Annotated in this window: 13 protein-coding genes; 1 reads left to right on the plus strand and 12 read right to left on the minus strand. The window is 63.7% G+C overall.

All coding sequences use genetic code 11. The features are described 5' to 3' along the window. The 10 genes from LUU92_RS03110 to LUU92_RS03155 form a co-directional block, all read right to left on the minus strand. Positions 1-1011: a FecCD family ABC transporter permease gene (locus tag LUU92_RS03110; protein WP_257103145.1), complete on the minus strand. Its 1011-nt coding sequence runs from the start codon at positions 1009-1011 to the stop codon at positions 1-3. Next, positions 1008-1955, minus strand: a complete 948-nt coding sequence (locus tag LUU92_RS03115; protein WP_257103146.1) for an ABC transporter substrate-binding protein — start codon at positions 1953-1955, stop codon at positions 1008-1010. Before LUU92_RS03115 ends, LUU92_RS03110 begins: the two co-directional genes overlap by 4 nt. Next, complete coding sequence (locus LUU92_RS03120) at positions 1952-2740, minus strand: ABC transporter ATP-binding protein (protein WP_093530648.1); 789 nt, start codon at positions 2738-2740, stop codon at positions 1952-1954. Before LUU92_RS03120 ends, LUU92_RS03115 begins: the two co-directional genes overlap by 4 nt. Beyond that, entirely contained in the window at positions 2740-4848 is a 2109-nt protein-coding gene (locus LUU92_RS03125) for a TonB-dependent receptor (RefSeq protein WP_257103147.1), read from the minus strand. The genes LUU92_RS03120 and LUU92_RS03125 overlap by 1 nt, the downstream gene beginning before the upstream one ends. Before the next feature lie 151 nt (positions 4849-4999). Further along, on the minus strand, positions 5000-6382 hold the full coding sequence (locus LUU92_RS03130) for a PepSY-associated TM helix domain-containing protein (protein WP_257103148.1): 1383 nt from the start codon (positions 6380-6382) through the stop codon (positions 5000-5002). A 125-nt stretch (positions 6383-6507) separates the two neighbouring features. Beyond that, positions 6508-8577 (minus strand): TonB-dependent copper receptor, encoded by a 2070-nt coding sequence (locus tag LUU92_RS03135; RefSeq protein ID WP_257103149.1) that lies wholly within the window; start codon positions 8575-8577, stop codon positions 6508-6510. A 93-nt stretch (positions 8578-8670) separates the two neighbouring features. After that, complete coding sequence (locus LUU92_RS03140; RefSeq protein ID WP_071491616.1) at positions 8671-9060, minus strand: DUF2946 domain-containing protein; 390 nt, start codon at positions 9058-9060, stop codon at positions 8671-8673. Between the two features lie 11 nt (positions 9061-9071). Then, a complete protein-coding gene (locus LUU92_RS03145; RefSeq protein ID WP_222540896.1) occupies positions 9072-9554 on the minus strand; it encodes a copper chaperone PCu(A)C in 483 nt (160 codons plus the stop codon). A gap of 47 nt (positions 9555-9601) precedes the next feature. Further along, positions 9602-9997, minus strand: a complete 396-nt coding sequence (locus tag LUU92_RS03150) for a DUF2946 domain-containing protein (protein ID WP_257103150.1) — start codon at positions 9995-9997, stop codon at positions 9602-9604. Positions 9998-10272: 275 nt separating this feature from the next. Further along, on the minus strand, positions 10273-10566 hold the full coding sequence (locus LUU92_RS03155) for a helix-turn-helix domain-containing protein (protein WP_257103151.1): 294 nt from the start codon (positions 10564-10566) through the stop codon (positions 10273-10275). 101 nt (positions 10567-10667) lie between these two features. On the opposite strand from LUU92_RS03155, the gene LUU92_RS03160 reads away from it, so the two are divergent. Continuing rightward, on the plus strand, positions 10668-10874 hold the full coding sequence (locus LUU92_RS03160) for a DUF6124 family protein (protein ID WP_222540898.1): 207 nt from the start codon (positions 10668-10670) through the stop codon (positions 10872-10874). A 118-nt stretch (positions 10875-10992) separates the two neighbouring features. Here the strand turns inward: LUU92_RS03160 and LUU92_RS03165 are convergent, their stop codons facing one another. Beyond that, positions 10993-11712 (minus strand): cobalt-precorrin-6A reductase, encoded by a 720-nt coding sequence (locus LUU92_RS03165; protein ID WP_071491611.1) that lies wholly within the window; start codon positions 11710-11712, stop codon positions 10993-10995. After that, entirely contained in the window at positions 11709-12914 is a 1206-nt protein-coding gene (cbiE, locus tag LUU92_RS03170) for a precorrin-6y C5,15-methyltransferase (decarboxylating) subunit CbiE (protein WP_257103152.1), read from the minus strand. The genes LUU92_RS03165 and cbiE overlap by 4 nt, the downstream gene beginning before the upstream one ends. Positions 12915-12920: the final 6 nt, after the last annotated feature.

Raw genomic sequence — 12920 nt, forward strand, 5'->3', positions numbered from 1 at the left:
TCAGTGCCGACGCATCAGGCCGATGAAAAACAACCCGCCGATGGCCGCCGTGGCGACACCAATGGGCAGGTCTTCAGGGGCGATCAGCGTGCGGGCGGCCACGTCGACCCAGACCAGGAACAGACTGCCCAGCAGCACGCAGATCGGCAGCAGGCGGCGATGCTCGGCACCGACGAGACGCCGGGCGATGTGCGGCACCATCAGCCCTACAAAACCGATGGAGCCGCTGATGGAGACCAGCACACCGGTCATCAATGAGGCCACCAGGAACACCTTCAGCCGCACGGTGCGGGCGTTCAGGCCGAGGGTCACGGCGGTCTGTTCGCCGGCCATCAGCGCGTTCAACGGGCGTGCCATGCCCAGCAGCACCAGAAGTCCCAGCAGTACCGTCAGCGCCGGAATCGCCAGCAGCTCCCAGCGCGCCAGGCCGAGGCCGCCGAGCATCCAGAACATCACCGCCGAGGCGGCGCGATGGTCGCCCATGAACAGCAGCAGATTGGCCGCCGCCATCATCACAAAGGACACCGCCACACCGCACAGCAACAGACGATCGCTTTCCAGGCGACCGTTGCGACTGGCCACGGCCAACACCACCAGCATGCTCGCCAATGCCCCGACAAACGCGGCGATGGGCAAGGTCAGCAGGCCGATGACTTCGCCCACATGCAGCACCACGATCACCGCGCCCAGGGTGGCGCCGGACGTGACACCAAGCAGGTGCGGATCGGCCAGCGGGTTGCGCGTGACCGCCTGCAACACCGCGCCGATCAACGCCAGCCCGGCGCCCACCAGCGCGCCGAGCAGCATGCGCGGTACACGGATCAGCCACACGATATGTTCCTGCCCGGCCGGCCAATTCGCTTGACCGATGCCGAGCGCTTTGTACAGCAGGATGCGCCACACGACGTCCACTGGCACCCGTGCCGGGCCGAAGCCCAGCGAGAGCACGCAGGAGACCAGCAGCACCGCGCCAAGCGCGGCGAGCAGCAGCCCATAGCGACGGGTGATCATTCGCCGTGGAACCCCTTGGCCAGGGTTTCCACCGCCAGCACGTTGTCGATACCCGGCGTGGCCTGCACGTAAGGGATCACGATAAAGCGCTGGTTGCGGATCGCATCCACCGCTTGCAGCGCCGGGTTGTTGAGCAGGAATTGCTCCTTCTGCTCGGCAGTGACTTCGCTGTAGTCGACGATCACGATCACCTGCGGGTTGCGCTCCACCACGGTCTCCCAGTTGACCCGGGTCCAACTGGCGTCGATGTCATCGAGAATGTTGCGCCCGCCCGCCGCGTCGATCAGCGCCTGGGGCATGCCCAGGCGGCCGGAGGTCATGGCGCGGTCTTCACCGCTGTCGTAGAGGAACACCCGGGGCTTGTCGGCGGGCAGGTCCTGTTGCACCTCGGCGACCTGCGCCTGCATCTGCGCGATCAAGGCATTGGCGCGTTCCTGCACATCGAAAATCCTGCCCAGGTTGCGCAGGTCGTTATAGGTGTCTTCCAGGGTCGCGGCCGGGCGCTTCATCACGAAGGCGCAGGATTCGGTCAGCTCATACACGTTGATGCCCAAGGGTTGCAGCGTGTTTGGCGTGAGGTCGCCGCCCACGCGCATGCCGTAGTCCCAGCCGGCGAAGAAGAAATCCACATTGGCGTTGAGCAGGGTTTCCACCGAGGGATACTTGCTCGCCAGCTCCGGCAGGCCGTCGAGCAGCCCGGCCATTTCCGGCGTGACCGACTTCCAGCCGGTAACGCCGCTGTAACCGGCCATGCTCGGCTTGAGGCCGAGGGCGAGCATCATCTGGGTCATGTTGATGTCGTGGCTGACCGCGTGTTTCGGCGCTTCCTGGAAGGTCACGTCGCGGTTGCAGCTCTTGATGGTCACCGGGTAGTGGGTCGCTTCGGCGAGTGCCCCGGTGGCATTGAACAACAAGGTAGTGGCAAGCAGCGAACGCAGGATCATGGTTGGGTTATCCAGGTGATTCGGGGGTAGCCGGACAGCGGGTGGGGATCGATCAACGCTTCGACGCCAAACACATCGCGCAGCAGTTCGCGGGTCAGCACCTCATGGGGCGTGCCGCTGGCGACGATGCGCCCGTGGTTGATCACATACAGGCGATCGCAGAAGGCGGCGGCCAGGTTGAGGTCGTGAATGCTCGCCAGGGTGCCGATGTGCAGGCGCTTGACCAGCCGCAGCAGCTCCAGTTGGTAGCGCGGGTCGAGGTGGTTGGTCGGCTCGTCGAGGATCAGCAATTGCGGTTGCTGGGCCAGGGCGCGGGCCAGGATCACACGTTGCTTTTCACCCCCGGACAGGGTGGCGAAAGCGTGATCCTCGAAGCCGTGCATGCCGACTGACGCCAGTACCTGGTGGATCAACTGCCGGTCGTGCAGCGTGTCGCCGTCGAACAGGCCCTTGTGCGGCGTACGGCCCATGGCGACCACTTCATCGACGCGCAGGCCGAACGCATCCGGGAACTCCTGCAGCACCACGGCAATGCGTTGCGCGCACCATTTCGAACTCTGTTTCCACACGTTCTGATGGTCGAGCAACACGTCGCCGCACGCCGGTTTGCTGAACCGGTAGGCGCAGCGCAACAGGCTGGTCTTGCCGCTGCCGTTAGGCCCGATCAGGCCGACGAACTCTCCCGCACCGACTTGCAGGCTGGCGTCACGCAGTTGGAACTGGTGATGACAATGGTCATGCCCCGGCGGGGTCCAGGCCAGGTCGCTGAGGGTGAGTGCGGTCATCAGAAGGTGTAGTCCGCCGTGACAAAGAACGAGCGTGGTTCGCCGAGGATCCACTGCTGGCCGTCGTTGTATTGGCTGACGGCGTAGGTGCGGTCGAACAGGTTGTTCAACTGCAGGCCCAGGGTGGTGTTGCGCAGGGCTTTCCACGACACGGTGGCATCGACCACGGTGTAGCTGGGCAACTCATTCTGGTTGGCCATGTCGGCATAACGTGCATCCACATAACGCACACCGGCACCGGCGCGGATATCGTCGGTCACCGCCTTGCTCAGCCACAGGTTGGCGGTGCGACGTGGGACGTCCACCGGGCGGTTGCCGTCGCGGGACACCTGCACGCCGTTGACGTCCTGTTTGAAGTCGTCGTACTGCGCATGCACGATGGCCGCGTTGGCTTGCAGTTGCCAGGCGTGGGGCAGTTGCAGGTCGAGGCTGGCTTCCAGGCCACGGGAGGATTGCTGGCCGACTTGCTGCTGCAGGCTCGGGTTGCCCGGCACGTCGGTGAGCAGTTTCTTTTTGACGATGTGATACGCCGCCAACGTCCATTCGCCGCGCTGGTCCCAGAAGGCCTGTTTGATGCCGATCTCGGTCTGCCTGGCCGTGGACAGGTCGAACTGCTGCTGGCCCGGGCTCAGGGAAATCAGGCCACCGACGCCGTCGGTGCTGGTGGCGTACTGGCCATAGACCGAGGTGTCGGGCGTGATCGCGTAGACCAGGCCCGCCTTCCAGTTATTGCCGGTAAGGGTCTTGTCGGACTGGCTGCCGGTGCGCAGGTCATCACGGTCGATGTGCGCGTAGTCGCGGCGGATGCCGGTGATCAGCGACAGTTGGTCGGTGAGCTGCAGGCGGTTTTCCGCGAAGCCGGCGACGGTTTTGGTGGTGCTGGCGAACAGCGGCTTGAAAGGGTCGTTGCTGGCGAACTGGCCCGGCGCGGGGTGGTTCACGTCGATGGGTTGGCCGCTGGCAAACGTGTCGGTAAACGGCGAGTTACTGGCCAGGCGGAAGCGGATACGGTTGTATTCCACGCCGGTCACGGTCTGGCTGTCGAGGCCGAACAGGCTGTGCTTGAAGGTGAAGGTCTGGCGGTCGCCCACCTGTTCCTGGTTGTGCTTGATGCCATAGTTGCCGCTGCGGGTCAGTTGGCCGCCGATGAAGTTGTAGTTCTCCGCGTTCTGCCAGCGACGCTGGTTTTTCAGGTAATACAGCTCGTTGGTGGCGCTGACGCTGTCGTTGATCTGCCACTCGCTGGTCAGGCGCGTCCACTGGTCGTTGTAGTGCTGGGTGTCGTTGCTGACGTTGTAGTTCTTGTCGCGCAGGCCCTTGTGCAACTGGCCGTTGATCAGCGGTGTGCCGAAGTAGTTCTGCGGGCGCTGGTCGCCGTAGTCGCTGGCGAAAGTGAAGCTCAGGTTGTCTGCCGCCCGCCAGCGCAGGGCACCGCTGACGAAGTCGCTGCTGGAGTCTCCGCGGTCGATGAATCCGTTGCTGCGCAGGCGATTGAGGTTCAGGCGGTAGCTCAGGGTGTCGGTCAGCGAGCCGCCGCTGTCCACGGCTTGTTGCTGGCGATCATACGAGCCGTAGCCGAGGCGGATGTGGTTTTCGATCTCGCCCTCGAAAGGCTTTTTCGGCACGGTGTTGATCACCGCACCGGTGGCGCCTTCGCCGTACAGCACCGAGGCCGGGCCGCGCAGTACGTCGACGCGCTCCAGCGACCAGGTGTCCACCGGGAAGGTCGAGGTGCCCATGCCCATGTACATGCGGTTGCCGTCATACAACTGCATCACCGAGCCCTGGCCGGTAAAACCCCGGGCCGACAACGAGGTGCCGCCATCGCCCGGCGTGCCGGTGCGGCTGATGCCGGTGGCGCGGGAAATCGCGTCCTGCACACTGGCGTCGCCGCGTTCGCGGATCTGCACGCCGGTCTGGCTCTCGACGCTGCCGGGGGTTTGCAGGGCGCTGAGGTTCAGGCGCGAGCCAGCGGTGGTCGGGGTCTTGAGGTCGACGTGGTCATCGTCCACGGCAGGTGCAGTGACGGGGCTGGCGGGCAGAGTCAGGGCCTGGGCGCTGGTATGCAGGGCGAGCAGGCACAGGCCGGACGCGAGGTACTTGTTCATCGGACGAAAAAGTCTTCTTGAAGGCAGTGCTCGCCGCTGGGCGCGGCGAGCTGGAGTAAGCAGAAAGTGTTATAAGTTAACACTTTCTGCGGCGTGGGCGAAAGCCCGCGTAAGACTACATAACGCCTCTATGTAGGGCATCTCGCCGACTTCATGTCGAACCTGAGGCAGATTCACGTTGTGCGAACAGCCGCGCCAACACCAGTCGGTCCAGCACCCACACCACGATCAACGACGCACCCACCAGCGGGAAAATGATCGCCAGCCCGAACATGATCACCATCGCGGTTTTCCATTTCGGCAGGTCGTGGCGCAGCGGCGGCACGCCCAGCCCGCCCACCGGACGACGTTTCCACCAGATCACCACGCCGCTGACCGCGCTCAGCAGGATCATCAGGCAGATCAGCAGCACGATCAGCTGATTGACCCAGCCGAACATCTTGCCTTCGTGCAGCATCACGCCGGTCTCGGTGGCGCGCGCCACCAGGTTGTAATGCTCCCAGCGCACATCGGCGAGAACCTTGCCGGTGTACTGGTCGACGTGCAGGGTAGCGTCGTTGCGTGGGTCGTTGGCGAACACTGCGACGGTGAACACACCTTCGGCGGTGGTGGGGAAGGTGATGCTGTAGCCGGGCTCGACGTGGCGTGCGTTGGCCAGGTCGACCACCTGTTGCAGGCGCACTTTGGGTGCAGCGGGAGCGGCGTGCATGGCGCCGTGGTTCATATGCTCGGCGTGGTCGCCGGACATCGGTATCGGCGTGTTCTCCATGGCCCAGGGCACGGTCTGTTGGCTGGCGGTATTGAGGCTGCGCGCCTGCTGGTCGGACTGCGGCACGTTGTTCCACATCGCCGCTGGAAAGCGATTCCACAGCTCGGCGTACTGCTTGCCCCAGAAGCCGGTCCAGGTCATGCCGCTGAGCAGCATCACCAGCAACAGCGAGGCGCCCCAGAAACCGGTGACCGCATGCAGGTCGCGCCAGAACACCCGGCCACGGGTGGTGAAGCGTGGCCATAGAACACCGGCTGATGACTTGCCGCGCGGCCACCACAGGTACAGGCCCGACACCACCAGCATAACGCCCCAACCGGCGGCGAGTTCTACAAGACGGTCGCCGACCGTGCCGATCATCAGCTCGCCGTGCAGGGCGCGGGCGATGGCTTGCAGGTTGTATTTGGCATCCTGCTCGCCGAGGACCGTGCCGCGATAGGGGTCGACAAAGACCGTCACTTCGCGGCCGTCCTGATGCGTCACGAATTGCGCGCTGCTGGTGGCGTCGGCGGGGGGCAGGTATTTGCTGATCGCGGCCTTGGGGTAGGCCGCCTGGGCGCGTTGCAGTTGCTCGTCGGCGCTCAGGGCGTGCGCGGCGCTCTGCACCTTGAGCAGGTCGCCGTACATCAGCGGGTCGAGCTGGGGTTTGAACAGGTAGATGATGCCGGTCAGGGCCAGCAGCACCATGAAAGGGGCGACGAAGAGCCCGGCGTAGAAGTGCCAGCGCCAGGCCAGGTTGTAGAAGGATATTTTTTGAGTGCTCATCATTGGGCTCCGCAAGGCTTTGAGTTTTTTGTGTCTGGTCGGCCGTCATCGGGGGCAAGCCCCCTCCCACATTTGATGGTGTTCACAACATCAAAAGTGTGGGAGGGCGCTTGCCCGCGATGCTCTTAGAAGCTCATGTCGACTTTGGTCCAGAGTGTTCGGCCTGGCTCCTTGATGGCTTGCGGGTCACTCGCCGGGTAGCCGAACCCGGCGTTGCCGGCCAGGTTCAGGTGTTCGGCATAGGCCTTGCCGAACAGGTTGTCGACGCCGGTGCTGACCTTGAAGTGCTTGTTGATGCGGTACGCCGCGTTCAGCGAGAACACGCCAAAGCCGCCGCTCTTGTCGTAGTCCTTGCCGACCACATTGCCTTTGTTCTGGTCGATGCGGTTCTGCGCCGCGACCACACGCCACAACGCACCGGCGCTCCAGTCGTCTTCGCTGTAGGTCAGGCCCAGGCGTGCATCCAGCGGTGGCATTTGCGGCAGCGCCTTGCCGTCGCTGCTGTTCTTGCCCCAGGCATAGGCGAGGGTGGCGTCGGCTTTCCAGTTACGGGTGAGCTTGTAGGCCGCGCCCAATTCGCCGCCCACGATGCGGGCGTCGACGTTGCGGGCCTGGGAGGTGGTGCCCGTCATGCCGGGCCTGTAGTCGAACAGGATGAAGTCCTGCACCCGGCCGATGTACCCCGAGGCCCAGGCTTCCAGATCGTCGGCTTTGTACTGCGCGCCGAAGTCGAGCTGGGTGGTTTTCTCCGGCTTCACGCCGTCGAAGGCATTCACCGAACCGACCGCGCCGGTGTTGGGGGAAAACAGCTCCCAGTAATCCGGGAAGCGCTCCGAGTGGCCCAGGCCGGCGTAGAGGGTGGTGGGGCTGTCGGCCAGGTCGTGTTCATAACGCACGAAGCCCGAGGGCAGGGTGTCGGCGCGGGTGTCGTCGGCGGTCGGGTTGGGGCGGGTCATCATCCCCGAGCCGCTGGTTTGGCGCAAATCCTTGGCCGAAGCGCGGTCCAGCCGCGCACCGGTGATCAGGCGATCGCGGTCGGCGGCGTACCAGGTCAGTTCGCCGAATAGGCCGTAGTTGTGGAAGTTGGCGTCCTCGACCCGGGGCAAGTCCTTGTAGGTGTCGATGCCCATGCTGCTGCGCTGGCGGTGTTCGTTGGTCTGCGCGTCCAGGCCGCCGATCAGTTGCACATCGGCCCAGCGCCAGGTGGCCTTGATACGTGCGCCGAGGGTGCGCCGGTCGACGTTGGACGCCATGGGCCCCGCCATCATGCCGGTGCCGGATGGCGTGCGCAGGCTGTAGTTGTCCATCACGTGGTCGGCGTAGTTGTAATAGACCTGGGCCTCGACCTTATCCAGCACCTCGCCGATATTGGACTTTTCAAAGCGCAGCCCCAGGCTCTCGCGAAGGAACTGCGAACCGTCCATACCGCGCCCGGCATAACGCGCCTCGCCATCGCCACGGCCGGCGGTGAGTTCCAGCAGGGTGTCGGCGTCGGGGGTGAAGCCGACCGCCACATCGCCATTCCATTTGTCATAGCGCGAGGCGACGGTGTCGTTGTTGCCGTCCTTGTAGTCATCGGCGTGGGCCTGGTTGCCGATCACCCGCACGTAGCCCAGCGGCCCGCCGGCAGCAGCGTCGACGACCTTGTCGAAGCGCCCGTTGGAACCGGCCAGCACGCTGGCGTTGAGACGTGTGCCGAGTTCGCCGAACTGCTCCGGCTCGCGCTCGAACAGAATGGTGCCGGCCGATGCGCCCGGGCCCCAGAGCACGGTTTGCGGGCCTTTGATCACGGTGAGCTTGTCGTAGGTCTCGGGCGAGATGTACGAGGTGGGGGCGTCCATGCGGCCGGGGCAGGCGCCGAGCATCATGCTGCCGTTGGTGAGGATGTTCAGGCGTGAGCCGAACATCCCGCGCAGCACCGGGTCGCCATTGGTGCCGCCATTGCGCACCAGGGCGAAGCCGGGGATGGTCTTGAGGTAGTCGCCGCCATCGCTGGCGGGCACCGGTTGGCGTGGGTCTTTGGGGTTGGTGATAACGGTCAGCGGTGAGCTGGGGGCGATCGCCGTGATCACGGTGGGCGTCAGCTCATGTTCGGCGTGTTCATCGGCCTGAGCGTGAGGGGCAAGCAGCGCGCCGCACAGGGCAGCGAGCACAGGGGTATATCCCATACGGGAGTCAGCAGGAAACCTGGACATGACACATTCCATCTAGCAATCGTAAACAACACGGCCAGCAGCCTGCGGCTGTCTGTCTAAAGTCGGCCGGTGTGAAGTAACGGTGTTAAGTGCTTACGAAGCGATTGGCGGCGCGCGGCTGCGGGCGCCGGGGAAGATGCTCTGCCGGGCATGGCCCAGGCGTGTGGCGGGGGTAAGGGCGCTGGCTGGCGGCGGGCTGCTCAGGGTGAAGATTGAAACGCCGCCGGGCAGGGCGGGGCAGCTATAGAGCAGGTCGCAATAGCCGCACTTGGACCAGAGGGCGTGGTGTTCGTCAGGCGCCTTGGGGTGATGGGAGGCGCCGTGGTCCATTGGCATGTCCATCGACATACCGGCGTGATGGTCCATCGGCATCGCTTGGGAAATCAGCGGACCGATAAAGATCATCAGCATGGCGAACAGGCTGATCCAACTGCCGCGCTTCATACGCGAATGTGGAGACAACCTGGCGCGAGGGGCGCCCATCGAGTGTCAGCCTATTGGGCGTGCTTGTGCTCGTGGGTGGTCATCGGCGGCACTTTCTGCACCGACACTTCTACCTCGACCTTGCCGGCTTTTTCGAAGGTGAGGGTCAGCGGGAATTGCTTGCCGTCGGCCAGCAGGCTGCGGTCCTTGAGGCCCAGCAGCATGACGTGATACGCCATGGGCGCGAAGGTCAGCTCGCCCTTGGCCGGTACGGCGACGCTGGGCACCTGCTGCATCTTCATCAGGTCGCCCTGCATTACATGCTCATGCAGCTCGGCCTTGTCTGCCACGGGGGTGTCGACACTGAGCAGGCGGTCCGGGCTTTCTCCGGTGTTGTGAATCACAAAGTACGCCGCGACGGTTGGCGCATTCGGTGGCAATTCCTGGGACCAGGGATCGCTGACCAGCAGGTCGCCGGCCTTGTAGTCATCGGCATTGGCAGCACTGAACACCGGCAGCAACAACGCAGCCAGAAGCAGGGAAGATTTGAGCATGGCAGTTCTCCAGAACGGTTCTAAACGCAGTTCACTTGCGAAGAAGATCAAACCGTTGGAGAGGCGCGGGGGTTGAGGCTTGGCCATTGCTGACACGGGGGCGGGCTGTGCGGCCGGGGCGGCGGCAAGCGCTGTGAAGTATTGAATTGGGTGAGATACAACTGCGGCACATGCCCCGGCAACGCCACCAACGGTGCCGAGCCCGAGCAACACCAGCAATGCTGCATGGTGGAATGATCGTCCTGCTGCGGCGCCGGGATCTCCAGCTTGCCCAGGGCGATGGTCTTGAGGCTTGCGCCATTTGAGGAACAGAAACTGCCCCACAGCAATTGCCGGACCGGGTCGCTGGACTGTTGCATTGCGCTGGCCATCGGCATGGCAAAGGCGTTGAACAGCACTGCAAGGCAGGCGATCCAGGCAATTGCAAAGCGTTGACGGGCCATGGCGGACAATCCGTAGGGTTAAACGATCAGGCGGGTATTTAGCCTGATCGGTAGGGATAAGTAAAAAGGGGCGGTGTGGTTTGGTGTCGCAGTGACGGGTTTGAGGATAGACGGTTAATCGAGTGGATGCCGATCTTCAAAGCTGCACAGTTCAAATGTGGGAGGGCTGGTGCAACGATTCACTTGCCACCGCTAGCGCCAGCCCAGCCAACAAACCAGTGGCTGACACACCGCCATCGGGGGCAAGCCCCCTCCCACATTTTGCCAGTGTTCGGCTATCGCTTGGTGTTGAGCCTGCGGGTTGCGCGAGCAATGTCGTCTCTCCCTATTTTGATCAAAGAACCATCGCCTGGGTCCTCTTCGATGCAGGCTTCGAGGAAAGCATCCATATCTTTTTGCGTTAGGAGATAGTCAGCGGCGTCGAAACGAGTGAATCCTGTCTTTCTGTCATGGAGGTATTGGGCCTTTTCCAGCCATTGGTTTAATCGCGCTGCTACTTCAGGTTCATCCGATTTCAGGGCTTCGGCTTCAACGCTGAGTGCGTCCGCAAACTCGGAATTTGCGATCATGTGTTCGCTAATCGTCTGTTCGGCAGGTCGAGTTGAGGGTGGCTTACAGATCTTGTCAGTAATGGCGAGCCCTCAGGGATGGACCCGTCCGGCTTTTCACCGTGTCCGATGGAATCAGCAGTGAAGACCTTTTGGTCAACCTCAGCGAAACCCTGGCCTCAGCCAATGCGCTGAGTTGTGACATTGCCTTCAACCTGGAAGGCGCGCCACGCGAAGCATTGCTCGGCGTCGCGCAGTTGATTGAGCTGGCGCAGTTGCTTGCGGAGCGTGTACACGATGCTGCCGGGCAAACGAAAAGCGCTGCATGATGATGCCGTTCTAAATGTGGGAGGGGGCTTGCCCCCGATGGCGATGGACCCGTCACAGATGTTTAGGCTGATACACCGTAATCGGGGCAAGCCCCCTTCCACACTGAATCGATGGTGTTTAGAGAGTGGCGATTGCCTGTAGTACCGCAGGCACAGTAGTGAATTCTCGATCTACCATCGCCAACACCGGCCGCTTCAACACCAGCACCGGCACCCCACGCTCCCGTGCCACCTCCAACTTCGGCTCCGTTGCCGTGCTCCCGCTGTTCTTGCTGATCAGCACATCAATGCCGCGCCGCTCGAACAACGCACGCTCATCCGCAATCAAAAACGGCCCGCGCGCGCCAATCACTTCACACCGCGCATTCCCCGGGTACACATCCAGCGCGCGCAGCGTCCAGAACTGCTCCGGCGGGATTTCATCCAGATGCTGCAACGGCTCGCGGCCCAAGGTGAACAGCGGGCGTTTGAAGGGCTTCAACGCTTCAATCAACGAAGCCCAATCACTGACCTCACGCCAGTCATCCCCCGTTTGCGGCTGCCACGCCGGTCGGCGCAATGCCCAGCAAGGCACGCCGCACGCGCGCGCGGCTTCGGCGGCATTGCGGCTGATCTGCGCGGCATATGGATGGGTCGCGTCGACAATCAGCCCAATCCCTTCATCCCGAACAAATCGCGCCAAGCCCTCGGCACCACCATAACCACCGACCCGCACCTGGCAGGTCAGGTCGGTGGGAACGCGCCCAACCCCGGCCAGGCTGTAGATAGGTTCCGGGCCCAGCGTACGAGCAATGGCCAGCGCTTCAGTCACGCCACCCAACAGCAGGATGCGTTTCATAGCGGCTTGACCACTTCCAGCAAGGTAATCGGCAACGCCTGGCGCCACGTATCGAATTCCCCCAACGGCTGCGCCTGCGCCACGTGGATGCGCGTCAGTTCGCCGCCATGCTGGGCACGCCAGTTCATCAGGGTCATTTCGCTTTGCAGGGTCACGGCATTGGCCACCAGCCGACCACCGGGGCGCAGGTGTTGCCAGCAGGTATCGAGCACGCCGTTGCGGGTGACGCCGCCGCCGATGAAGATGGCGTCCGGGGCTTCCAGGCCGCTCAACGCCTCGGGCGCCTTGCCGCGAACCAGTTGCAGCCCGGGCACGCCAAGGGCGTCGCGGTTGTGTTCGATCAGGCCTTGGCGACCTTCATCGGCTTCAATCGCCAACGCGCGGCAGCTCGGGTGCGCACGCATCCACTCGATACCGATGGAACCGCTGCCCGCGCCCACGTCCCACAGCAATTCACCGGGCATGGGGGCGAGGCGGGCGAGGGTCATGGCGCGCACATCGCGCTTGGTCAGTTGGCCGTCGTGCTTGAAGGCTGAGTCGGGCAGGCCTGCCAGGCGCGACAGGCGCGGTGTTGCCCCAGAGGCGACGCAGTCGATGGCGAGCAGATTCAAATCGGCGACGCAGGCGTGCTGCCACTCATCCGCCAAACCTTCGATACGCCGCTCATCCGGGCCGCCCAAGTGCTCGAACACGCTCAACCGGCTCTGGCCGAAACCGGACTGCGCCAATAACGAGGCAATCAAGCCAGGACTGCGACCGTCATTGCTCAGCACCAACAAGCGCACGCCACTGGCCAGGTGCGCGTTGATCGCGGCCAACGGTCGGGCCACCACGGACAACGTCACCACGTCCTGCAACGGCCAGCCCAACCGCGCCGCCGCCAGGGACACCGACGAGGGCGCCGGTAAAATCAGCAACTCTTCAGCGGGCACTTGCCGTGCCAGGCTGGCCCCCACGCCATAGAACATCGGATCGCCGCTGGCGAGCACGCACACCGGCTCGCCGCGCCGCGCCAGCACCGGTTCCAGGGAAAACGGGCTCGGCCACACCTGGCGCTCGCCTCGGATACACACCGGCAACAGGTCCAACTGGCGCTGGCCGCCTATAATCCGCGTGGCGTGCAACAGGGCATGCCGGGCGTTCCTGCCCAGTCCCTTGAAGCCGTCTTCTCCGATGCCTACAACCGTCAGCCAGGGCGACATATGAAT

It is taken from the genome of Pseudomonas extremorientalis (assembly GCF_024584605.1).
GTDB lineage: Bacteria > Pseudomonadota > Gammaproteobacteria > Pseudomonadales > Pseudomonadaceae > Aquipseudomonas > Aquipseudomonas extremorientalis.